Source organism: Sediminibacterium sp. FW305-C-269, from assembly GCF_058231045.1.
Map to the genome: position 1 here is coordinate 318,665 of NZ_JBIQXQ010000003.1, position 23,655 is coordinate 342,319.

Annotated in this window: 23 protein-coding genes; 9 read left to right on the forward strand and 14 right to left on the reverse strand. The window is 47.5% G+C overall.

Annotation, left to right across the window (positions count from 1 at the left end):
• Positions 1–36: 36 nt before the first annotated feature.
• A complete protein-coding gene (locus tag ACH3Y6_RS11340) occupies positions 37–531 on the reverse strand; it encodes a metallophosphoesterase family protein (protein WP_490835726.1) in 495 nt (164 codons plus the stop codon).
• Between the two features lie 86 nt (positions 532–617).
• Here ACH3Y6_RS11340 and ACH3Y6_RS11345 point away from each other — a divergent pair, with 86 nt between their 5' ends.
• On the forward strand, positions 618–1,436 hold the full coding sequence (locus tag ACH3Y6_RS11345; RefSeq protein ID WP_490835727.1) for a hypothetical protein: 819 nt from the start codon (positions 618–620) through the stop codon (positions 1,434–1,436).
• Between the two features lie 152 nt (positions 1,437–1,588).
• Here ACH3Y6_RS11345 and ACH3Y6_RS11350 read toward each other — a convergent pair whose 3' ends face one another.
• From ACH3Y6_RS11350 to ACH3Y6_RS11360, 3 genes are all read right to left on the reverse strand, one after another.
• Complete coding sequence (locus ACH3Y6_RS11350; protein ID WP_490835728.1) at positions 1,589–2,104, reverse strand: DinB family protein; 516 nt, start codon at positions 2,102–2,104, stop codon at positions 1,589–1,591.
• Positions 2,104–3,822 carry a S8 family peptidase gene (locus ACH3Y6_RS11355; RefSeq protein WP_490835729.1) on the reverse strand — a complete coding sequence of 573 codons (1,719 nt, stop codon included), beginning with the start codon at positions 3,820–3,822 and terminating at the stop codon, positions 2,104–2,106. Before ACH3Y6_RS11355 ends, ACH3Y6_RS11350 begins: the two co-directional genes overlap by 1 nt.
• A gap of 176 nt (positions 3,823–3,998) precedes the next feature.
• Positions 3,999–5,318: a hypothetical protein gene (locus tag ACH3Y6_RS11360; RefSeq protein WP_490835730.1), complete on the reverse strand. Its 1,320-nt coding sequence runs from the start codon at positions 5,316–5,318 to the stop codon at positions 3,999–4,001.
• 291 nt (positions 5,319–5,609) lie between these two features.
• Here ACH3Y6_RS11360 and ACH3Y6_RS11365 point away from each other — a divergent pair, with 291 nt between their 5' ends.
• The gene (locus ACH3Y6_RS11365; RefSeq protein ID WP_490835731.1) at positions 5,610–5,939 is read left to right on the forward strand and encodes a hypothetical protein; all 330 of its coding nucleotides are present in this window, start codon (positions 5,610–5,612) and stop codon (positions 5,937–5,939) included.
• A gap of 5 nt (positions 5,940–5,944) precedes the next feature.
• Here ACH3Y6_RS11365 and ACH3Y6_RS11370 read toward each other — a convergent pair whose 3' ends face one another.
• The 10 genes from ACH3Y6_RS11370 to panC all read right to left on the reverse strand — a co-directional run bounded on the left by ACH3Y6_RS11370 (position 5,945) and on the right by panC (position 16,600).
• Entirely contained in the window at positions 5,945–6,145 is a 201-nt protein-coding gene (locus tag ACH3Y6_RS11370; RefSeq protein WP_490835732.1) for a YqaE/Pmp3 family membrane protein, read from the reverse strand.
• 52 nt (positions 6,146–6,197) lie between these two features.
• Complete coding sequence (amaB, locus tag ACH3Y6_RS11375; protein WP_490835733.1) at positions 6,198–7,721, reverse strand: L-piperidine-6-carboxylate dehydrogenase; 1,524 nt, start codon at positions 7,719–7,721, stop codon at positions 6,198–6,200.
• Between the two features lie 279 nt (positions 7,722–8,000).
• Entirely contained in the window at positions 8,001–8,699 is a 699-nt protein-coding gene (locus ACH3Y6_RS11380) for a LytR/AlgR family response regulator transcription factor (RefSeq protein WP_490835734.1), read from the reverse strand.
• Positions 8,696–9,793 (reverse strand): sensor histidine kinase, encoded by a 1,098-nt coding sequence (locus ACH3Y6_RS11385; protein ID WP_490835735.1) that lies wholly within the window; start codon positions 9,791–9,793, stop codon positions 8,696–8,698. The genes ACH3Y6_RS11380 and ACH3Y6_RS11385 overlap by 4 nt, the downstream gene beginning before the upstream one ends.
• 145 nt (positions 9,794–9,938) lie before the next feature.
• Positions 9,939–10,754 (reverse strand): 3-methyl-2-oxobutanoate hydroxymethyltransferase, encoded by an 816-nt coding sequence (gene panB, locus ACH3Y6_RS11390; protein WP_490835736.1) that lies wholly within the window; start codon positions 10,752–10,754, stop codon positions 9,939–9,941.
• Between the two features lie 263 nt (positions 10,755–11,017).
• Positions 11,018–11,914, reverse strand: a complete 897-nt coding sequence (locus ACH3Y6_RS11395; RefSeq protein WP_490835737.1) for a Ppx/GppA phosphatase family protein — start codon at positions 11,912–11,914, stop codon at positions 11,018–11,020.
• Entirely contained in the window at positions 11,895–13,988 is a 2,094-nt protein-coding gene (gene ppk1, locus ACH3Y6_RS11400; protein ID WP_490835738.1) for a polyphosphate kinase 1, read from the reverse strand. The genes ACH3Y6_RS11395 and ppk1 overlap by 20 nt, the downstream gene beginning before the upstream one ends.
• 174 nt (positions 13,989–14,162) lie before the next feature.
• Complete coding sequence (gene rfaE2, locus ACH3Y6_RS11405) at positions 14,163–14,660, reverse strand: D-glycero-beta-D-manno-heptose 1-phosphate adenylyltransferase (RefSeq protein WP_490835739.1); 498 nt, start codon at positions 14,658–14,660, stop codon at positions 14,163–14,165.
• Positions 14,647–15,660 carry a lysylphosphatidylglycerol synthase transmembrane domain-containing protein gene (locus ACH3Y6_RS11410; RefSeq protein ID WP_490835740.1) on the reverse strand — a complete coding sequence of 338 codons (1,014 nt, stop codon included), beginning with the start codon at positions 15,658–15,660 and terminating at the stop codon, positions 14,647–14,649. The genes rfaE2 and ACH3Y6_RS11410 overlap by 14 nt, the downstream gene beginning before the upstream one ends.
• 73 nt (positions 15,661–15,733) lie before the next feature.
• Entirely contained in the window at positions 15,734–16,600 is an 867-nt protein-coding gene (gene panC, locus ACH3Y6_RS11415) for a pantoate--beta-alanine ligase (RefSeq protein ID WP_490835741.1), read from the reverse strand.
• Between the two features lie 104 nt (positions 16,601–16,704).
• On the opposite strand from panC, the gene ACH3Y6_RS11420 reads away from it, so the two are divergent.
• The 7 genes from ACH3Y6_RS11420 to ACH3Y6_RS11450 all read left to right on the forward strand — a co-directional run bounded on the left by ACH3Y6_RS11420 (position 16,705) and on the right by ACH3Y6_RS11450 (position 23,632).
• Positions 16,705–17,523 carry a glycogen/starch synthase gene (locus ACH3Y6_RS11420; RefSeq protein WP_490835742.1) on the forward strand — a complete coding sequence of 273 codons (819 nt, stop codon included), beginning with the start codon at positions 16,705–16,707 and terminating at the stop codon, positions 17,521–17,523.
• Positions 17,524–17,533: 10 nt separating this feature from the next.
• Positions 17,534–19,015 carry a DUF4270 family protein gene (locus ACH3Y6_RS11425; protein ID WP_490835743.1) on the forward strand — a complete coding sequence of 494 codons (1,482 nt, stop codon included), beginning with the start codon at positions 17,534–17,536 and terminating at the stop codon, positions 19,013–19,015.
• 49 nt (positions 19,016–19,064) lie between these two features.
• The gene (metK, locus tag ACH3Y6_RS11430) at positions 19,065–20,318 is read left to right on the forward strand and encodes a methionine adenosyltransferase (RefSeq protein ID WP_490835744.1); all 1,254 of its coding nucleotides are present in this window, start codon (positions 19,065–19,067) and stop codon (positions 20,316–20,318) included.
• A 117-nt stretch (positions 20,319–20,435) separates the two neighbouring features.
• Positions 20,436–20,930: a hypothetical protein gene (locus tag ACH3Y6_RS11435; RefSeq protein ID WP_490835745.1), complete on the forward strand. Its 495-nt coding sequence runs from the start codon at positions 20,436–20,438 to the stop codon at positions 20,928–20,930.
• Positions 20,931–20,994: 64 nt separating this feature from the next.
• The gene (gene rlmB / locus ACH3Y6_RS11440) at positions 20,995–21,741 is read left to right on the forward strand and encodes a 23S rRNA (guanosine(2251)-2'-O)-methyltransferase RlmB (RefSeq protein ID WP_490835746.1); all 747 of its coding nucleotides are present in this window, start codon (positions 20,995–20,997) and stop codon (positions 21,739–21,741) included.
• Positions 21,741–22,631 (forward strand): hydroxymethylglutaryl-CoA lyase, encoded by an 891-nt coding sequence (locus ACH3Y6_RS11445; RefSeq protein WP_490835747.1) that lies wholly within the window; start codon positions 21,741–21,743, stop codon positions 22,629–22,631. Before rlmB ends, ACH3Y6_RS11445 begins: the two co-directional genes overlap by 1 nt.
• Before the next feature lie 2 nt (positions 22,632–22,633).
• On the forward strand, positions 22,634–23,632 hold the full coding sequence (locus ACH3Y6_RS11450) for a GSCFA domain-containing protein (protein WP_490835748.1): 999 nt from the start codon (positions 22,634–22,636) through the stop codon (positions 23,630–23,632).
• The last annotated feature ends 23 nt before the right edge of the window (positions 23,633–23,655 follow it).

Below are 23,655 nucleotides of genomic sequence, written 5' to 3' on the forward strand. Positions count from 1 at the left end.
TATGCGGCTTCTTTATTTAGCGTATGTTCTAATGGATTACCGGCTACCCAATTCTATCACTTCGCATTGTTTCATTTCTGTACCATCGATCACAAACCGGATCAGTGTTCTTGTTTTGTGCCAGCCCTGTTTGCCTGCAGCGCCGGGATTCATGTGCAGGCAATGCTGTTTGTCGTCGTACTGGATCTTTAATATATGTGAATGGCCGCAGATGAACAATTGTGGCTGGTGTTGCGCTATCAGGCGTTTGGAGGCGGGATTGTATTTTGGCGGATAACCGCCGATATGTGTCATCAGAATGGTCACCTGTTCACAGGTCCAGACCAGTGTTTCGGGGAACTGGCTTCGGATATCCTGTCCATCAATATTCCCGTATACACCGCGTAGAGGCTTACATTGTTGCAAAGCTTCTGCGATTCCGGCACTGCCAAAATCGCCGGCATGCCAGATCTCGTCGCAATTGGCAAAATGCCGGAATACAGCATCATCCAGATAATCGTGCGTGTCTGATATCAGTCCGATGGTCGTCATACGCTGCTAAGATACTGGCAGGAAGGATAAGAACCGTTGGCTGATTTCTATATACCTTAGTGAGTAACGGTTCAAACAGTGAACATATGACAAAACGAATTTTCATCGTGATCATAGCAGGTATCCTGCTCCAATCCTGCAGCGGCAGCCGGACCATGCATTGGCCGGTACGGAAAGATGCGCATAGCGTACAAACAGGAACCGATTTTTATCAGCAGGTAGCCGCTGTTCAATGGCGCGAAAGGGATTCTCTTGCAAAACAGGAGATACTTGCCGGCAACTTTCCAGGCTTTCTCCGGAAATTTGCCCGGATTCGGGTTTTGTTGACGGACAGTATTACTGGTAAAACCATACAGGCGCATTATTTTGTTTCACCCGATTATCTTTCACTGGGTACTGACAATGACTGGGCAAGGATCCCGCTGACGCCTATGGCTGCGCAGGTGATTGCTGATAGTTTTCATTGTTTTCTTCCTACCCGCAAAATGGTGAATGATATTTATGCACAGGCGGCAGTAAAACTGGCGCCGGTTCCCATGTATGCCTTCCGCGACAGCTCGGTTACCATGTGGCAGCATCACCTGATCGTGGAGGGACAGCGGAAAGGGAGAAAGGGATTGATAGGAGGGATCAAAAAAGATGTAGTGATCTCGGGAAAGGTTTCGCGCGACCCGCGTCCCGACAGGGAAGCGATTTATGGCTGGCACAAATTGGATGGCAAGCCGATACAGCCATTGTACACGGGTCATATTAACTGGTGGGTGGATTATAGTCATGGTATCCGCCTCGTATACAGAACTATCTGGGTGAATGGTAAAGCCATGGATTACACCGAAGTAATGAAAGATCCTGTTTTGCAGAAATTGTTATGTGATGAGGAATGGTGTGATTTTGTGAGGTATTGAGGGGGGAGGGGTTAAACAGGTTAGAGTGGTTAAAATGGTTAAAAGGGTTATACAGGTTAAAAGGGTTAAATGTGGCAAGATTGTTAGGGGCGATAGGGATGTGTACGCTTTCCTTCTTTAACCCTATTTAACTATTTTAACCCTTTTAACTACTAAACTACCAAATACCTCTCTTCCAAAATAACCTTATGATGCAGCAAATGGCCGAACAGGATAAAACCGATGGCATTGGCGGTTACGGGCAGGTTACTGGCGATGCCTTGCTCTGCCAGTTGTTCTGGACTAAGGGAGGCCATGAGCAGGTCGGAAGATTTGCGTACGGCAACAAACTCCTCTTTCAGTGAGGTAAAAGATCTTTTATTGGCCTGTGCGTGTTGTGCATAACTGTCTTCGTCAAAGGAAGCCAGTGGGGTTTTGTCTTTACGGGAAATACGTAATATGCGGTAAGCGAAAATTCTTTCTGCATCAATCACATGCTGCAGTAGCTCTTTAATACTCCATTTGCCTTCTGCATAACGATAGTCGGCTTTGTCTTCCGGAAGTGATGTGTAAAAATCGTTAAGTTCAGCAGCGTAGCGTTGAATGGCTTCGGCCACACTGTCCGCTGCTACTTGTGAAATATACCTGGCGAAATATGCTGGGAATTCAGCGGATTGTGGTCTGGGCATTATCTATTGGATTTTGTGTTTTTCTGGGAAGGGATATTGGATGGTTTTACCGGTGTTTTCAGGATAACTGCTGCAGCTGTTTTGGTAGTGTCGGCACTTACAACAGCTTTGTAGGCATTAATGATACCCCCTGTTTTGCTTAATAAGGTGAAAGGAACTTCTTCGTCCTTGGTGCCGGGCTTTACAACGGTCAGGGTATTCTCGGGTTGTACCGCCGATTCCTCAATGATTTTTTTCACCTGAACGGCGGTCAGTTCAGGATAATATCCGCGTATCATGGCGGCAAGGCCACTTACGATGGGGGCCGACATACTGGTTCCTTTCAGGTTGCCGTACTGGTTACCGCCGGGGAAAGTGGAGTATATTTTTACGCCGGGGGCAAATACATCTACATTCCGTTTGCCATAATTACTGAATTCGGCCGCTATGCTGCCGGTGATTTTTGGATCACTGCTGGATCCTACGGTGATAAAATTCTTTGCAGTTGTGTTCCACTGCTTGAGCCACGGATTGGGGAAATTCTCTTTTTCGTCCAGGTTATTACTTTCGTTACCCGATGCATGAACAATGAGGACATCATGCAGTTCTGCATATTTTACCGCACTGTCTACCCATCTTTTTTCGGGGGAGAAGGATTTGCCGAAACTCATATTGATCACTTTGGCGCCATTGTCTACGGCATAATGAATGGCCAGTGCCACATCCTTATCGTATTCATCGCCATCGGGCACTACGCGCATGATCATCAGCTTGACATTGTCGGCCACACCGTCGATCCCGATCCCGTTATTGCGTTGTGCTGCAATCAGACCTGATACATGTGTGCCATGTTTAGCGTTGCTGATTGGCCCCATTACATCGTTGTTGCCATAAAACCGGTCGGAAATGTCTTCATAGTTGTCTTTGACGATCTCGGCCCGGTAATCGATCGGTGGCGTATCTTTGGATTCAAAAGCCATTTTCTTGGCTTCCACATATTCATCAAGATCGGCAATGGTATTGGTATTCTTCTCATCAGGATCCACACCGATCATCTTGATACAGGTCAGGTACCCGAATTTTGCTTCGCGGGCCGCTTTGCTCCTGGGTTCAAATTTTTCCAGATAGTCGCAGGTGTATTCTTCCAAGCCCATTTCTTTGCGTAATACTTTGTCGTGTCGTTTAATGGCTTTTGCGGTTACTTCCACAAACAACAATTCAACCTGCTCATCAGAACTGAAATTGAGTTCGCTGGCTGCTTTTTTCCAGGTAAGGTATTGCTCTTTTTCATTGCTTGCGAGGGCTGCAGTATCCACTGACTGACCCGAGAACTTTCCCTTTAAACGATGGTATACGCGAGATCTTTCATCGGAAGTGCGGCATACATCGCGACCATCTTTCCCGCCCAGGAAATTCCAGCCGTATACATCGTCCACGTAGCCGTTGCCGTCGTCATCTATTCCATTGCCCGGAATTTCTTTGGGGTTATGCCAGAGTATATTCTTCAGGTCTTCGTGTGTCGTATCAACACCTGAATCCAGCACTGCAACGATCACGGGTTTGGAAGTTTTGCGTTTTTCTTTCAGGAAAGTATAGGCTTTGTTTAGACTGATGCCATAAAAAGAATCCTGTGCATAATCCATCAGGTGCCATCCTTTAGGTACTTCGGTCTGTGCATGCCCCTGGTAGAAAAAGAAAGGCAATGCCACTATGGCAACAACAATCCCACGATGCATCATTTTGTAAAAGTGTTTTCTATGCTTACAAATTTGAGAAATGATAACGATAATATAATGAAGCGTGCTTAGTTTTAGGAAAACCTTAATTTCTCAATGGTTTCCTATCTATTGTATTGGTTATCAATATAATGAAAAAGTTGAAGTCAAAGATTCTCCTATTGTTTTTTATCATTGTTTTAGGGTTTGTTCAACAACAGGTCGGACGGAATAACAGGATTGCTGAGCAGTTTGGCAAACAGTTGCCAGCGTTTGGCCGGATCCTTATCTGTGCCGCCATTGTATTCAATATAGTTTTTCACCAGGTCTTTTCCGTAGTTATAGTTGATTACATAACTACGGTTTGTTTTGATGAAGCTGATCGCTTTTAACGCTGTTTCACGGTTGTTCAATCCATATTCCTGCAACCATCGCAAAGCTTCGGCTTCTGTCATGGTACCGTTCAGTAATCCTCTTGCCACTTCGTTGCGTGCATAATTCAGTTCGCTTTTCAGTTCCAGTGCCGTGAAATACTGATCCAGGCCGGTTGTGTCCAGGCCGGCCAATGGTAGTAACACTTCCTTGGCGAACCTGTTTTTTTCTTTGCCGGGAAAAGTTACATCAATGCCGTAATTGGCACTGCCTTCGGCGATCAGGGATTGTGGACTGAACAGTGGGTACAGGGAGATCTCTATCCAGCCTTTGCCCTGGTACAGGTTTTTCTCCAGCAGCATATTGTACACGTGGTGACCGGGATAACTTTCATGACTGCCCACATCGATCGCTTTTTCAATAAAGATGTTCAGGTCGGTATTGATCTGCACCAGGCTTTGGTATCTGCCCTTGTACCAGTTATATCCGCTCCAGGGTTTGTTGGTTACATATTCCAATGTAAAATCTTCGGTAGCGGGTAACTCGTAATGGGCTTTGGTTCTTTTGCGGCATTCGGCTATGGCTGTTCTGAAAACCGTATCCAGCTTTTCGTTGGGGATGATGAACCGGTTAGCCAGTTGTTGAAAACGTTCGTTCAGGTTCCCTTTTCCAGGTAAACTATTATTCAGTTGTGCCACCAGCTGCTGGAAATGTTTTTCCGGATAGGTAGGTACCGTTACCCCAAAAAGCTCTTTGGTCTCTTCTTCGAAACGGGGATACTGGCCGGAGAAGATCTGGATCCTGCCTGCAAATGCAGTGAGTTGCGCCTGTATCCAGGCCGCTCTTGTCTGGAGCAGGGTATCGTTTTTACCGGAACGGGCCAGCTCCTGCAGTTTACCTGATAAGTCAGCTACGGCTTTCAATAAACTGTCTTTGGGTAATACAGCGGCTTTCGGTGTCTGGGCGCGAAGGGAGTCGGGGCCATAATACGCATCAACAAAAGCTTCGTCGTATTGTCCAATGGTGAGTCCGAGTCGAACATATTGTTCGGCCAGTTGGTTAAGTTGTCCTGTTTTGTCCTGGCCAGGTTTGCCTGGTGAACAGGCCCCCGCCAGTAGCAATACCGATAAGTAAATGAGTTTTTTCATGAGTAGGGTCTTTGTACGATGCCTGCGGATGGCATTCCGTTGGTAAGATACTGGAAAGATGTGTTTTGTTGGGGAGTTTGCCGATTCTTAAAAAGGCAATGCGTGATTCCTGTTGAAACGGGGCAGGAGTAGTCTGCAGGACTGTTTAGACCGATACCCCCTAAAACACGTGAACCATTACCGGAGAAGCTGAAATTTAGTGACGACAATAATGAGGAATTGGATAAACTCCTTATATTGATCAACGATTTTGCCCGGAAGGAGATATCCCTTACCCGATAAACGATTGCTATGCCGTATACCTCTGCTGTAAGTGCTGACTTTGTGCAGCAATGGCTTGCCGATAAACGATCGGTAGCCTCTGTTCAGGACGAACTCATGCAGTCGGGCCTTGATCCCGATTTTATCCAGGAAAGTCTGGCAACCTACCGTAAACTGGTGCATGCCCGAAGACAGACCTTCGGGTTCCTGTATATGGGTATCGGTGCTTTCCTTGGTTTTGTGAGTTGCGTGCTTACCCTGGTGAACCCTGTTCCTGAATTGTATAACTGGATACTCTATGGCCTCACTTCGGTAGCCATCGGGGTTATTTTTGTTGGTTTGTATTTTGTGTTCGAGTAGTGGGCTTACCTGCGTGTTTCCCTGATTGCTTTGATCAGTTTCTGGTTCCTTTTTTCGGCGCGGGCATTCTGTAACGACATGACTGCCCACAAAGCAGCGGGCAGCCACCCCAGCAGGGTCAGTTGCAGGATCAGGCAGATCACGGCCGTGAATATCTTTCCCCGGAAGAAAAATGACAGGAAGGGGAATAAGATCGCCAATAACATTTTGTTGGTTTTAGAAAGCTATCCCGAAAGGTACGATTCTGTTGCCGGAAAACTACAGGTCAAACACAATACCCTGTGCCAACGGAAGTTTGTCGCTCCAGTTGATGGTATTGGTCTGCCGGCGCATATAGGCCTTCCAGGCATCGCTGCCACTTTCACGACCGCCGCCAGTCTCTTTTTCTCCGCCAAATGCACCGCCGATTTCAGCACCGCTTGTGCCGATGTTCACGTTGGCAATACCGCAGTCGCTTCCGGCATGCGACAGGAATCTTTCCGCTTCGCGCATATTCAGGGTCATGATGGAAGAGGAGAGCCCCTGCGGAACGCCATTCTGTAAAGCGATGGCTTCTTCCAGGGTACTGTAAGACATCAGGTAAAGGATCGGAGCAAAAGTTTCGTGCTGCACGATGGCCATCTCATTTTTCGCTTCGGCGATACAGGGTCTTACATAACAACCGCTTTCATAACCTTTACCTTCCAGTACACCGCCTTCTACAATAAAATGTCCACCCTGCTCTTTACATTGTTGTATAGCGCTGAGGTACATCTTCACGGCATCGGTATCGATGAGTGGTCCTACATGGTTATGTGTATCCAGCGGATCACCTATGCGTAACTGGCCATAGGCTTTGATTAATTTCTGTTTGAAAGTTTCATATACCGATTCATGGATGATGAGTCGGCGGGTAGTGGTGCAGCGTTGTCCGGCAGTGCCCACAGCCCCAAATACGGAGCCGATCAATGCCATGTCCAGGTCTGCTTCTTTTGATATGATGATGGCATTGTTCCCTCCCAGTTCCAGTATGCTTCTACCCAGTCTGGCTGCCACTGCGGCACTCAGTGCCTTACCCATGCGGGTAGATCCGGTAGCGGAAACCAAGGGGATACGGGAGTCCTTGCTGATCCATTCGCCAACTTCTCTGCCGCCCTGTACCAGTCCGTTCACACCTTCAGGTACCTGGTTCTTTGCAAATACTTCCGCCACAATCTTTTGCACGGCAATACCGCATAAAGGGGTTTTTTCGCTGGGTTTCCAGATAGTTACATTGCCGCATACCCATGCCAGTGCTGCGTTCCAGCTCCATACGGCAACGGGAAAATTGAAGGCAGAAATGATCCCCACAATACCCAGCGGGTGCCATTGTTCGTACATCCGGTGTGCGGGTCGTTCGCTGTGCATGGTTAAACCATACAGCTGACGCGAAAGGCCTACGGCAAAATCGCAGATATCGATCATCTCCTGTACTTCTCCATATCCTTCCTGCAGGCTTTTTCCCATTTCATAACTGACCAGCTTGCCCAGTGCTTCCTTATGGGAGCGGAGTGCATCGCCCACCTGGCGAACGATTTCGCCACGTTTGGGTGCAGGCCACATACGCCACACGGCGAAAGCTTCCTGCGCTTTGCTGATCAGGGTTTCGTAGGCTGTGGTATCCGTTTCGGCAACAGAACCGATCTTTATGCCATCAACGGGTGAGAAAGAGTTGATCTCTGCACCCTTACTATTGATCCATTCTGTGCCACTTGAAGTACCGGCGTTTTCTGCAGTTATACCGAGTTGTTTGAGGAATTCCATATAACAAAAGTACCGTCATTGCAGATATGGCCCAAGAATATCAGGTTAAGGTTGTGGTAACCGGTCTGTGTGTAAAACTGTTGTTTATTCAGAGGGATAACGGGCAGACGGATTAAAAGAGGGGAAATAAAAAAAGGTACCACCTGTTGAGAACAACCGCTGGTACCTCTCATCAAAACCTTGCATGAAACATTTATGAAAAATGATCCAGACAAATGTATTTACTGTTGAAACATTGTTGCCTGATTAATAGGCGAGCATGCCAACAGAATCGGGGAATTATCTTGTTTTGGAAATGGTTAACAATTGGTCATATACCTGGCTGTAGCTGCTGCCGATCGGGATCTCTTTTCCGGCTGTCCAGAGTTTGGTTTTACTGAATTTCTCAATCCTGGCCAGTGGCACAATAAATGACCGGTGTACCCTTACAAAATCTCTGGGGGGCAGCTTTTCCTGAATGCTTTTGAGTGTCATCAGGGTGAGTACCGGATTAGGTTTGATATAGATCTTGATGTAATCATCCAGGGCTTCGATCAGTTCAATGTCCTTCAGGTTGATCTTCATGATCTCGTAATTCACTTTCACAAAGATGGAGTTGAGCTGCATCTCCTGCGTGCTCAGGAATTCGAGGTACTCCTTGGCTTTGTAACAGGCTTTCAGGAAACGGTCGTATTCAAAAGGCTTCAGCAGGTAATCCACTGCATCCACGTTAAAGCCCTCTGCCGCAAAATCCTTGTATGCCGTGGTGAAGATCACCGGTGGTTTTTCAGCCAGTGATTTGTAGAACTGCATGCCATTGATATCCGGCATCTGTATGTCGAGGAACAGCAGGTCTACCTTTTGTTGCTGCAGGTAGGCTTTGGCTTCATCTGTATTGGTAAAGGTCTTTTCCAGCTTCAGAAACGAGATCTTGCTGCAGTACTCATGTATGAGTTGCAGTGCTAGGGGCTCGTCGTCTATGGCTATGCAGTGTATCATTGCGTCTCTATTTCCAGGTAAACATGATAGTAGTTGTCTTTCTCAAAGCTGGAGAGTTTGTGTTTGCCGGGATACATCAGCTCCAGTCTTCTTTTTACGTTGTTGATACCTATGCCCGTATTTTCGGTCAGATTGTTTTCTGAAGGTACGATATAATTAACCGCCGAAAAATGGATGGTATTCCCCTCGGTCCTGATCTTGATGCTGATGGTGGAGGCTTCTTTCGTACTTACTCCGTATTTAAAGGCATTCTCCACAAAGGGGATGAATAACAGCGGTGCTACCAGCAGATTGTCTGCAGACCCCTCGGTGGAGAAATCCAGGGTCACTTTATCGGTCAGCCTAACTTTCTGCAGGTCAATGAAATTATTCGTGAAATCCACTTCGTTCTGCAGCGGAACCAGGTCGCGCTGGGTTTCGGTAAGTATATACCGCATAATGGAAGAGAGTTTCATCACGGCTGGCGCAGTTTTCTCGCTCCGTACCACCGCCAGCGAATAAATATTGTTCAGTGTGTTGAAGAAGAAATGCGGATTCACCTGTGATTTCAGGAACGATAATTCTGTGTTCAGTTTTTCATTCTCGGTCTCTTTCCGGTTCTGTTCGGTCTGCAGCCAGCGTTGTATCACCGAGATGCAGGTTCCCACTGTAAATATCAACAGGAACAATACCGTGTTGTAGGGGTCGGCCACGGGTCTTTGCCTGCGCATGTATCCCGTGAACCTGGGTTTACCCTTGAATGCCGGGTTGCGGATGAACTCCCGGTTATTGGGGTTGAAAGGCTCCGGTTCCGCTATCAGTAATGCGATCTGTTTAGGGGCATACAGGAATACAACCAGGCAAACAACGATGGATAAAATATACAGGAACCATTTTTCCTTTACCAGGAAACGTGGGATCAATAACAGGGTATTCAGGTAGTAGAACAGCACCAGGAAAACATTGTTGCAGATAATGGCTGCCAACTGGTGGTTACTCATGCTGAAATCACGCAGCCGGGGAAAGAATACGAGATAGGGAAGTGTAAAAAAGCAAAGCCATGCCGCACTGTGTGCTATCAGTGTTACTGTTTTTTTATTGTTGTTGAAGGGCATACGGCTATTGTTTTAAACGCATGGTTGATGAGCTACTGGTGCCTTTTCGTCCGACCGTGAAACCAGCTTTGTTACCAAATCTATTCAGACAGGTATCATCCATGAAACAATATGGGTGAAAACAAGGGTCTTATCGGTGAAAAACTCAGTAAGATTCCTGCTGGCTGGGGAAATTCCGCGTTTTTACATCCCGGATATACTGTTGTACTGCTGTGGTGACCTGGCTTTCCAGATCCAGGTATTGCCGAAGGAAACGGGGCTTGAATTCGTTGTTGATGCCCAGCATATCATGCATGACCAATACCTGCCCGTCGCATTCCGGTCCGGCCCCAATGCCAATGGTCGGAATATTCAGGCTCCGGCTGACTGTTCCGGCCAGCTGCGCAGGTATCTTTTCCAGTACCAGGGCAAAACAACCCGCTTCCTGGAGTAAAAGCGCATCCCGTTTCAGTTTTTCCGCTTCCGCCTCTTCTTTTGCCCTGACTGTATACGTGCCAAATTTGTAGATCGATTGCGGGGTCAATCCCAGGTGACCCATTACCGGTATGCCGGCAGATACGATGCGCCGGATGCTGTCGATCACTTCCTCTCCACCTTCGAGTTTGATGGCATGCCCGCCGGTTTCTTTCATGATGCGGATGGAGGAAGCTACGGCGATGTCGGGATTCGACTGGTAAGATCCGAATGGAAGGTCTACCACCACCAACGAACGGTGTACGCCGCGAACCACGCATTGTGCATGATAGATCATCTGGTCAAGGGTGATGGGTAGTGTGGTTTCATGTCCGGCCATGACATTACTGGCGCTATCGCCTACGAGTATGGCATCAATACCAGCCGCATCAAATAACCTGGCAAAAGAATAATCATAGGCGGTGATCATGGAGATGGGACTGCCCTGCGCTTTCAATTGCAGTAAAGTATGGGTAGTGACTTTTTTGATTTCCTTGTGGCTGGACATTTGTGTTGTTTTTATAGGAAGTAAGTGGATCAATATGCCTTGTTATGAACGCATATTCTAATGCCGTGCTAAAATTAGGAAGATTCAGTTGATTACGGGATAATTCGATGGGAGGTACTGTGTGTAGGGGGATTGTAGCTTTGGGACTTTACGGATTTTAGGCTGGAAGCCCGGGGATAGTCGTCACTCGGCCGAGTCGAGCGATTGCGGGTAAAAATTTACATGCATTTGCCCTTTGGTTACCTGGTTTGCCGGTATTTTTGTCAGGTAGCGATGCCTTTGGCGGCAAGTTCGTAATAGAGGTGTTGTATCAAACCATCGGCAAGACCGATCTTGGGTACATAGATTTCTGCTGCATCGGCCCAGCGCATTACATTGATGTAGATCTGAAGCGCGGGCACAATCACATCAGCGCGGTCTTCACGCAGTTTGTAAATATTGATCCTGTCTTCCAGCGAAAAACTGGCGATCTCTTTGTAATAGTCTTTCAGTAACTCAATGTTCAACGGCTTGCCATCCTTCTTTTTACTGAGTGAGAACACTTTGTTGATATTGCCTCCGGTTCCGATGGCGGTGATCTGCTTGTATCCTTTTGTTTTGTTTTTGATGGCTTCTTTCATCTCGTTCCACTTGCTGTCGTCAACCATATCCTTCAGCATACGGATGGTGCCGATATTGAAGGACTGTTTGAAGACCAGTTTGCCATCCGCGAAAAAAGTAAGTTCGGTGCTGCCGCCACCCACGTCGATGTACAGGTAGCTGTGCTCGGTATCCATGTGTTCGGCTACATGGTTCTCGTAGATGATGGAAGCTTCCAGGTCGCCGCTGATGATCTCAATTCCTAATCCTGTTTCCAGTTTCACTTTACGGATGATGTCGGCACTGTTACTGGCATCGCGCATGGCGCTGGTGGCACAGGCAATCACATTTTTTACATTGTATGCATTGATGAGGTGACCATAGGCTTTCATGGTCTGCAGGATCATTCCCCTTTTTTCTTTGGAGATCTCGCCTTTTTCAAACACGTCGAAACCCAGGCGCAGGGGTACACGTACCAGGTTCAGTTTATTGAAAAGGGGATTGCCCTCACGGTCCTGGCTAACTTCTGTGATCAATAACCTTGCGGCGTTACTTCCAATATCAATGGCTGCTAACCTCACTGGTCACTATGTTTTTCTTGTGCAGATAATGGTAAGTCTCGATCTGGGAACGTACCTGTTTTTTACCTGCGGAAGGTACATAGTTGTTGCTTAAATCATTGTCGAGGATCCTCGCTTTTACGTTATCTCTTAATTGAATGTGGATAATCTCCTTTAATTCTTCACAAATGCCGGGGTCGGTTACCGGAACAGCGGCTTCCACGCGATGGTCGAGGTTTCGGACCATCCAGTCGGCGCTGGATATATAGATTTTTTCTTTTCCCAGGTTATGGAAGATCATTACGCGGGCATGTTCCAGGTATTCATCCACAATGCTGATAGCAGCCACTTCCCCTTTTTCTTTCTTGGGGTCCCGCATTATACAGTAGATGCCCCTTACCACCATCCGGATCGACACACCGGCCCGGGCAGCCTCACCCAGTTTGGCAATAAGGGCGGCATCACTCAATGAATTTACTTTCAGGATGATACCTGCTTCTTTTCCGGCTTTGGCATTTTTGATCTCTTTGTCAACCAGTGACAAAAGACTCTGCCGCATTTGGATCGGGCATACCAGTAATGTTTTACACATCCGCAGGTGCTGGATTCCGGTTTTCCAGTTTTCGAGGTAATGGAAAATACGGTTGATATCTGCCATCACATTCCGGTTGGCGGTAAGCAGGCAATGATCGCCATACACAGTGGCGGTCTTCTCGTTAAGGTTGCCTGTGCTCACAAAACCGTACTGAATGGTTTTGTTGCCTTTTCTTTTTTTGATGATACAGAGTTTTGCATGGATCTTCATCCTGGGTACGCCCAACAATACGGTCACGCCTTCTTCTTCCAGGATCTTTTTCCATTCCAGGTTGGCTTCTTCGTCGAAACGGGCTTTCAGTTCCAGCATGACCACTACTTCCTTACCATTACGGGCAGCGTTGATGAGGGCATTGATCACTTTTGAATTGGATGCCAGTCGGTATGCGGTGATCTTGATCGATGTAACATCCGGGTCCATAGCTGCTTCGCGAAGCAGATCGATGATTGCATTGAAGGAATGGTATGGGAAATGCAGCATCACATCTTTCTTCACAATGACATCAGTCACCCGCATGGAACTTTGTAAAGCAGGATGCGTAAAAGCAGCGCGGCGTGGGTTCTTGGTTCGGAACACATCCGGAAAATCCATGAAATGCCGGAAATTATGGATTCGTCCGCCGGGTATGATATTGCTTTTATGATTCAGGCTGAGCCTGCGTATCAGGTATTCCAGCAAGCCTGCGTCCATTTCCTTGTCGTACACAAAACGAACCGGTTTGCCTTTGCGTCGGTTCTTAACTCCTTTTTCAATCTTCTCCACAAAACTGGTGCTCACATCATTGTCAAGGTCTATCTCGGCATCCTTGGTCACTTTGAAAATATGTGATTCAAAATGATCGTAACCAAAATAAGAAAAGATCACCGGCAGGTTAAAGCGGATCACGTCTTCCAGTAAGATAATGTGTTTCTCGTTGGTCTTGGAGGGCAACTGTATAAATCTTCCCACCGCTTTGGCAGGAACTTCTATCAACGCATATTTCTGGTGATAAGCCGAGTTCTTTTTGCGCATCACCACCCCGAGGTAAATACTTTTATCGCGCAGGTAGGGTAGCTGTGGCAGGCTCTCGATCATCAGGGGAATGATGTTGGAACGTACCTCTTCATCAAAGTATTTTTTGACAAAGGATTGTTGCTCGCGTGTCAGCTGTTTTTCGGTTACCAATTGTATTTTTTCTTTTTTCAGCTCTTTCTGGATCCCGGTCCAGATCCGGTTAAACTCGTTCTGCTGCTGCAATACGATGGTCTGTATCTGGTCAAGGATCTGCTGTGGGTCTTCTTCCATATGCATGTTCAGCTTCCTGCGTTTTTCGCTGAATTCGAGCATACGTTTCAGGGTTGCTACCCGAACCCGGAAGAATTCATCCATATTATTAGAGAAGATCCCCAGGAAACGGATCCGCTCTTTCAGGGGAACGGTAGGGTCATTGGCTTCCTGTAAAACCCTTGCATTAAAACTTAACCAACTGATATCTCTCTGAATGAGTAATTTTTTTGCCATGCGATAAGAGGGTATTTTGTAGATCCTGTGCTTACGAATGAATTAGAAACCCCGGAATCTATCAAAGGGTATATGCCTGTTGGCCCTCATACCAAATATAAGAAATGCAGTTTTTCAATAATGTTAAGTTTACTGATAAACAGGGTTCTCTCCGGCAAATACACCAGTCAGGGTTCAGGAGAAAGATGCTTTGATCTGCCGGATGATGCCTGTAGTAGAAAAACCGGGAAGAATAGGATTGATCACAACCCGCCCGCCATTGGCTATCACTTCTTTGGCACCCACGATCTGTTCAAGGGTATAATCGCCGCCTTTCACCAGTACATCGGGCAGGATTGCCTTGATCAGTTGCAAAGGGGTGTCTTCTTCAAAGATCACTACGGCATCCACGATACAGAGACTGGCCAGCATCAGGGCGCGACTATGTTCCTGGTTGACCGGTCTGTCAGGACCTTTGAGTTTTTTGGTGCTGCTATCGCTGTTCACGCCCACTACCAGGTAATCGGCTTCCGAAGCTGCCTGCGAAAGTGAGGCAATATGCCCTTCGTGCAGGATATCGAAACAGCCATTGGTAAAAGCGATGGTCTTATGGGTTACCCGCCAGCTGGCGATCTGTGCCTGTAACTGGGGCAGGGTGAATATCTTTTTTTCGATGGCACTAACGGCTCTCATGTTTTTTCTTTTTGTTGTAATAAGGCAGTAATAACAGGCAAATAGAACCCACGAGCACCACGATGATGAATTGAACGAACCACTGAAGGGTTCCGTTGGCAAAACCGATCTCGAAGGGGATATCGTTTTTCTCCAGCACTTTGGCCAGGAAATAGGCATAAGCGCCAATCCCGCCAGGGGTAACGATCATGCCAATGCTGGCAAATGCCAGACCGGAAGTGGCAGCACGCAAACCCAGATGCGAAGTTCCATCCGTTGCCAGTAAACCCACCCAGGTGCCTACAATATAGAGTAACCAAATGGCCGCACTGTACAAAATAAAATATCTTTTTTGCTGCAGGTTCCGGATGCTGTTCAGTCCTTCCCAGATACCCAGTAATATCTTTTTGGTCACCATCACAATCCTGAGATGTGAGAATTGGTCGAACCAGATCCTGATAGCGATCGTCAGCACGATCACGACTGCCGCCACAATACCTAATTTTACCAGCGACAGGCTGCCGCTCCCGTTCTCGAATAATTGTCTGAACAGTTGATGTGCAAATTCGCCTACCACTTCAAACTGGCTGAAAAGGGCCAGCAGGAATACCAGTCCCAGGCTGATCACATCCACCGCTCGCTCTGCCACGATGGTGCCCACCAGTTTTTCGGCTGGTACTTTTTCATATTTGGCAAGGATGGTGCATTTCAACACTTCACCCAGCCGCGGTACCGCCAGGTTGGCCAGATAGCCAATCATCACCGCGAAAAAAGTATTCGAAAGTGAAGGTCTGTAACCCATGGGCATCATCAGGATACGCCAGCGTAACGCCCTGAGCAGGTGGCTGAGAGACAGGATCAGGAAAACCGGCAACATCAGCCAGTAATTAGCCGTTTCGAGCGAACGTTTGAACTGTCCCCATTTATCATCCGGTATCTGGTGCAGGCTCCACCATACCAGGAATACCCCCAGACCCAGGAAAAACAGGTATTGTATCGCAAATAACAAACGTTTCTTCATAGCGGCATATTCGTTGGCAAGTTACACAAGCAATTTTAATAATCCTTTTAACAGGTGATAACCGGTTGAGTTATCATGACAGACTACCTGCTCCCGTCAAGGGGAGGTTATCAATAAGGCGAACGCCACTAATAAAAGCCGCTACCAATGCCACCAGCGGACTATGCCCATCCCAGTCTCTCACTTCCGAAAGGTCCTGTGCGGATGCGATGGATACATAATCTATTTGCTCAAAACCGGCGGCCCTGATTTTAGCAACGGCCCTGGTGATGAGTGGCTCCAGGTTACCGGGACGCAGTTCGTTCCGGATCATCTGCAGCGAGCGGTAAATAGCGGTGGCCGCTTCCTTATCTTTTTCAGAGAGCCGCAGGTTACGGCTGCTCAGGGCCAGCCCGGATGTTTCGCGCAGGGTAGGGATGATATGTAATGCAACGGGCAACTGCTTCAGGTGGATGAGTTGCCGGACCACCATACATTGCTGATAATCTTTCTGACCCATGAACAGGAGGGAGGGTTGTACCAGTTCCAGCAACCGGTGCACTACCTGGCAGACCCCCTGGAAATGTCCCGGACGGTATTTACCCTCCAACAGGGTTTCCAGGTAGCCCAGGGCATAGGGCTCCTCTAAGGAAGTTCCTTCAGGGTAAATCTCTTCTATGGCAGGAAGAAATAATATGTTACAACCGGCCTGCTCCAGCAGGTAAATGTCTTTTTCCAGTGTAATGGGGTAACGGGTGTAGTCGTTCGGGTCGTTGAACTGGGTGGGGTTCACAAAAATGCTCACCACCGTGGTATCACTATTTTTTTTACTATGATCAACCAGTTTCAGGTGTCCGGGATGTAATGCCCCCATGGTGGGAACAAAGCCAATCCGGGCCCCGGAATCTCTCCGTGAAGCAAGTAAACGGGATAGCTCAGAAGCTGTTTTTAGTAGGATCATTTGGGGTCGATTTGGGCAAAAGCCGGATTTGCGTTGCTTTTCGGTGCATTTTACGTAACTTTGCCAACTGATTTTTCCAGCATCGTGCTAAAATTCACGTACTAATGTCAACAAAGAAAAGAATTTTATTCATTGCTACAGAAATGTCGCCTTACCTTGAGCTCACCGAGTTCGCCGAGGTGATCAACAAGCTGGCGATCAAAAGCAATGACAGTGGTTTGGAAGTGAGGTGCATCATGCCACGCTTTGGGGTGATCAATGAGAGAAGGCATCGTTTACACGAGGTGGTGAGGCTTTCGGGCATCAATGTGTCGGTAGATAACGACGATTATCCATTACAGATCAAAGTGGCTTCTTTACCCAACGCCCGTTTACAGGTGTATTTTCTGGAGAACGAAGACTTTTTTAAACGAAAGCAGGTATTCCATGATGATGAGGAGACCTGGTTTGATGATAACATACTCCGCACCGTTTTCTTCTGTAAGGGAGCCCTGGAAACCGTTAAGAAATTCGGATGGCCCCCGGATGTGATCCATTGCAGTGGCTGGATGACGGGCCTGATTCCTGCTTACATCAAAACCGCCTATAAAAAAGAGCCGGTATTCGGTAACAGCAAAGTGATCTTCACGATCGGACAGAACACATTCAAGGAAAAACTTGGGGCCGATTTTGTGCAGAAAGCCATCATCAACGGCAATATCAAAGACAAGGACCTGGAAGCCTTCAAAGAAGGTAACAATACGGCCATGTTCCGTGGCGGAGCCAGCTTTGCAGATGCTATCACTTTCGGTGCCGATAAAATAGAAAAGAAACTCGTTGAGGATTTCGCAAAAGTGAAAGGAAAGAAGATAGTTCCTTTCAAGGGATGGGATTCTGATTTAACAGAGTATTTAGAATTGTACAACGACCTTGCGGGCAAGTAATCACTAACTCATGCATTCACTTTTTACGCTGCGTAGAATCTTTATTTCCGGTGTTGTTTTGCTCATTTTTCTGACAGGCTGCACGCGTATTTCTTCTACAGATGTTGGTTCGGGACTGATCCCTGCCATTGACGGTGTGATTACCAAAGACACCATTCTGGATGTTCTTACAGACACATACGAGGATTTTGACTCTACCCGCATCTATAAGAGCGATAACCAATTGCTCGGTTATATCAATACGGATCCACTTTTCGGCAAAACGCAGGCTTCTCTGTTCTTTGAGCTGAAACCTGCCAGTTATCCCTTTTATATTCCGGGACATAAAGACAGTATCGTGGTGGACTCTGCCGTATTGATCCTCAGTTACAAGGGGCTCTATGGAGATTCTACGGCGCCTATCCGGTTGAATGTATTTGAAATAGACAACAATACCCCGCTGGATCCTTACCGTGCCTATCCGTCTAATTATAGTTCTGCGGTAAACATCAATCTTGGACAGTCGCTGGGGTCCTCCCGTACTTTTGATATCAGGAGGCTGGGTGATTCAGTGAATAATCGTTATGAGAATGCCAAGAACCAGATCCGGATCCCGCTGAACAAATCTGTTGCTACACGATTCCTCAAGACCTACGATTCTACCAATGCCTATCTGACCGATTCTACTTTCCGTCTGTATTTCTCCGGATTTGCGGTAACGGCAGATGCAGCAGGCGCCAATGCCCTGTTGAAAGTGAATCTGGCGGATACCAATACCAAGTTCGCACTGTATTACAGTTCCAGTTCAACCGGTGCCACACAGCGCGATACTGCGGTAAGTTATTTCCGGATGAATACCGTGAGCAGTGGTAATGTGAACCTGGTTTTGCGTAACCGGACTGGCAGCGAAGCAGCCAAATACCTGACCACCACGCCCAAATCAGACTCGATGGTCTATGTGCAAACTACACCCGGTACCTATGTAAGGGTGAGGATCCCGGGTTTACAGAATCTTTCCAACCGGATCATTCACCGGGCGGAACTGATCGCAGAACAGGTTCCGGACGATGTTAATCTCAATACAATTGAAAAGCAGATGGTACCCCCCAGGTATCTGTTGCTGAGCAGGTACGACTCTGCCATCGGAAGTAAAAGGAATATTCCCAACGATTATACTATCAGCAGCAGCGGTCCCAATATTTCCAGTTTCGGAGGTTATCTTACCTCCAAAGCAATACAGGGGTACGACAATGTAGCTGCCTACCATTTTGACCTCAGTCGTTATGTACAGGGGATCGTTACCCGGAAAGACACCGCTTATACCCTGCGTATATCAGCCCCCACTAACGATTCTTTGCATTATACCCCTCCTTATCCGGGAAATACCGGTAACGCGCTCTATTACCTCAATCCTTCCATCGGAAATGATGCAGGGGATGGACGGGTAAGGCTCGGAGGCGGTACCCACTCCCGGTTCCGTATGCGTTTACGGATTATTTTCTCACGGATTTAATAGAGTATTTACATTATTCTATATTTGCACCCATTATAAACAACCTAATATGCCTTATTTGTTTACTTCTGAGAGCGTATCTGAAGGACATCCGGACAAAGTAGCCGACCAGATTTCAGATGCATTGATCGATAACTTTCTTGCCTTCGACGCACAGTCGAAAGTGGCTTGCGAAACACTGGTTACTACCGGTCAGGTGGTACTCGCGGGCGAGGTGAAATCAAAAGCTTACCTGGACGTTCAGGAAATTGCCCGTGGCGTAATCCGTAAGATCGGTTATACCAAGAGCGAATACATGTTCGAAGCAAATAGCTGTGGGATCCTGTCTGCCATTCATGAGCAGTCTGCCGATATCAACCAGGGAGTTGACCGTAAGAAAAAAGAAGAGCAGGGCGCAGGCGACCAGGGAATGATGTTTGGTTATGCATCCAACGAAACAGATGATTATATGCCGCTGGCACTTGATCTGGCACATAAGATACTGATCGAACTGGCTGCGCTGAGAAGAGAGAACAAACAGATCAAATATCTCCGCCCTGACGCGAAAAGCCAGGTGACATTGGAGTATGACGATAACAATCGCCCTGTTCGTATCGATGCGATCGTGGTGTCTACCCAGCACGATGATTTTGATACTGAAGCCAAAATGCTGGCAAAGATCAAAGAAGACATCGTCAACATCCTGATCCCCAGGGTGAAAGCCAAGTACAAGAAATACGCAAAACTGTTTAACGATAAGATCAAGTACCATATCAACCCAACCGGTAAGTTCGTGATCGGTGGTCCGCATGGCGATACCGGTCTGACCGGCCGTAAGATCATCGTAGATACCTACGGTGGTAAAGGAGCACACGGTGGTGGTGCTTTCAGTGGAAAAGATCCCAGCAAGGTAGACCGTTCAGCAGCCTATGCAACCCGCCACATCGCAAAAAACCTGGTAGCTGCTGGTATTGCGGATGAAGTGCTGGTTCAGGTATCTTACGCCATCGGTGTAGCACAACCTACTTCTATCAACGTGAATACATACGGTACTGCCAAGGTTCAGCTGACAGACGGTCAGATCGGTAAGATCGTGGAAAGCATTTTTGATATGCGTCCTTACTTTATTGAGCAGCGTCTGAAACTGCGTACCCCAATGTACAGTGAAACCGCTGCTTACGGTCACATGGGTCGCAAGAACGAAGTGGTAACCAAAGAGTTCACCCTGCCTAACGGTAAAGTGAAGAAAGTAAAAGTGGAACTGTTCACCTGGGAGAAACTGGATTATGTTACCAAAGTGAAAAAAGCTTTCGGCGTAAAATAATTCTTTCAACAACCACATAATCAGGCCCCTGCTCACCAGCAGGGGCTTTTTGTTTTCCGTAATGAGGTTGAGTATCTTTGACAGGCTCGCGCTTGTTAACCCCTTCAATCAACAGGTATGAAAAGGAACCTTACCGTAACTGCTGTCGGTTGTATGATCATGGTCGTTGTGATGCAATGGCAGGGCAGCGGTCTCAAAACGCCCACCAGTCCGCATGGCATTGTGGACCTGGAATTTGCCAACAGCTGGACATTGTTGCAAACCACTTTGACAGGCTGGAACCTGTCTGTTGCCAAAATGAATATCTGGCTCGATTTTGTCTTCATTGTCACCTATGTTCTCTTTCTTTCCCTGTCTGCCGAGATAACGGCTATGAAATGGGATCCAAAAAGCTGGCTGGCACAAACAGGTATCTTCCTGGCGAAAGCCGTATGGGTAGCAGGTATACTGGATATTGCAGAAAACCTGCTGATGCTGAAGACCCTTGCGGGTAATTATGATGAGATGTCGCTGCGGCTCACTTTTTTCTGCGCGGCGGCCAAATTTGCATTGGTGGGCCTGGTCATCGTATACCTCTTAGTGTGCCTGCCCAACTCGCTTCGGAAACGGTAGATAGCAATCAAATGAGAAGAAAGCCCTCTTTTCGGAAGGGCAATGGAAATAAGTACATTTGCAGATGGCTATCAAACAAAGCTCCTTAATCATTGGCCGGCAGCCGCTGGTAGAAGCCCTGCAAACAGGGAAAGCGATCGATAAGATCTTGTTGCAGAAGAATGCTTCCGGTGATGTGATCAATACGATCCGTAAACTGGCCCGTGACCAGAACGTGCCTATCCAACTGGTGCCGGTAGAGAAACTGAATGGTATGACCAAGGCCAATCACCAGGGTGTGCTGGCTTTTGTGGCGCGTGTTCAGTACATGGACCTGCAACAGGTGATCGATTACGTGGTTTCCAAAGGAGAACTTCCCCTGTTCCTGATGCTGGATGGGGTCACCGATGTCAGGAATATCGGTGCTATTGCCAGAAGTGCCGTCTGTTGCGGCGCACAGGCCATCATCATCCCCGACAAAGGGGTAGGTGCCTTGAATGAAGAAGCCATGAAAAGCAGTGCCGGCGCACTGGAACAGATCCATATCTGCCGCGTGAACAGTTTGCTGAAAGCGGTGGATACCTTGCACCTGAACGGCATACTCGTATTTACCAGCGAAATGCGGGCGGAGAAAAATGTTTTTGAACTTCCTTTTACCGATCCCTGTTGTATCATCATGGGCGATGAGGGTAAGGGGGTTCAGCCTTATCTGGCCAAAGCTGCAGATCATTTTTTCAAGATACCTATGGCAACCGGTTTCGATTCTTTCAATGTGTCCGTAGCCAGCGGTATCATTTTATATGAAGCGATGAAACACCGTATGGGTAAGTAATGGATACGATGAACACCTCACTCACCACTCACCACTCACCACTCACGTTGGTCGAGTGTCCCCGCGATGCCATGCAGGGATGGCCGCGTTTTATCGCAACAGCCGATAAGATCCGTTACCTGAATGCCTTACTACAGGTGGGTTTTGATACACTTGATTTTGGCAGTTTCGTTTCGCCCAAAGCCATTCCGCAAATGGCCGATACAAGAGAAGTGATCGCAGGGCTGGACCTGTCAGGGTCGGCAACCCAACTGCTGGCCATCGTTGCCAATACCCGTGGTGCCGAAGAAGCCGTTGTGTTCGATGAGATCCGTTACCTGGGTTTTCCCTTTTCCTTATCACCCACATTCCAATTGCGGAATGCCAACAGCACCCTGGAAGAAAGTGTGCAACGGGTGGAATCGATACAGGAACTTTGTATCAAGAACAACAAGGAGATGGTGGTATACCTGAGTATGGGATTCGGTAATCCTTATGGCGACGCGTATACGGAAGATATCCTGCTGCACTGGGCGGATGAGATGCACCGGCGCGGGATCCATACGCTTTCACTGGCTGATACCGTTGGCGTGGCAACACCTGTACAGATACGATTTGCCTTGCAGACACTCATTCCCAGGTATCCGGATATTCGGTTTGGGGTGCACCTGCATTCTGGTCCCGGCCAATGGCTGGCAAAAACCGAAGCGGCGCTGGATGCCGGTTGCCTCCGTTTTGACGGTGCCCTGAAAGGTATCGGAGGCTGCCCGATGGCGCAGGATGAACTGGTGGGCAACATGGATACGGAATTACTGATAGGTTATTTTGAACAAAAGGGATTCTTGCAGCACCTTAACAAAAAAGCATTGGCAGAGAGTTTGCAGATCGCTGCTGACATATTTGTACACTGACCATGAAGTTTCATTTTGAATTTGATATCAAACGCGCACCCAAACCTGTTCAGCATCCGCAACAACTGATGCTGATGGGTTCCTGTTTTACAGAGAATATCGGCGATAAATTGCGTAAACATAAATTCAAAGTACTGGAGAACCCGAACGGGATCCTGTTCAATCCCGTAAGCGTGGCAGAAGCAGTGGACACTTATCTTTCCGGAAAATTGTTCACCGCCTCTGATATTTTCCTGCACAACGAGACCTGGCATAGCTGGAAACACCATAGCCGTTATTCGGGCATCACTGCTGAGGAATGTATCAGTAAGATCAATGGCTCCATTACGCAGGCACACCAATACCTGAAACATACTGATCACCTCATGATCACATTGGGCTCTGCCTGGTTATACACGTTAACCTCAGAAGCTACCAATGCAGTTCCGGGTTCTGTAGCTGCGAATAACCATAAAGCACCGGCCAGCTGGTTCCGGAAAAGACTGATGCCGGTAACAGAAGCAGTTGTATTGCTGGGTGATATGGTCAGGAAATTACAGGCATATAATCCCTCGTTACAGATCATTTTCACCATCAGCCCGGTACGGCACCTGCGGGAAGGCGTGATCGAGAACAATCGCAGCAAAGCGGTACTCATACAGGCGGTACATGAACTGGTAGACAATTTTGAGCAGTTGTATTATTTCCCAGCCTACGAATTAGTGATCGATGACCTGCGCGATTACCGGTTTTATGCAGAGGACCTGGTACATCCCAACTACCATGCAACGCAATATGTATGGGATAAATTCACCGATGCCTGCATGAATGAAGAAACACGATCGTTGATGAAAGAGATCGCGGAACTGAACCTGGCTTTTCAGCACAAACCTTTCAATCCCGCAACTTCCCAACACCAGAAGTTCCTGAAAACCTACCTGGTCAAGACCCAATCCTTACAGGAGCGTTACCCATATCTTGATCTTTCGGGTGAACTGGAATATTTCAGAGACCATCTTTGAGGTGACTGATCAACAGCGGCTCA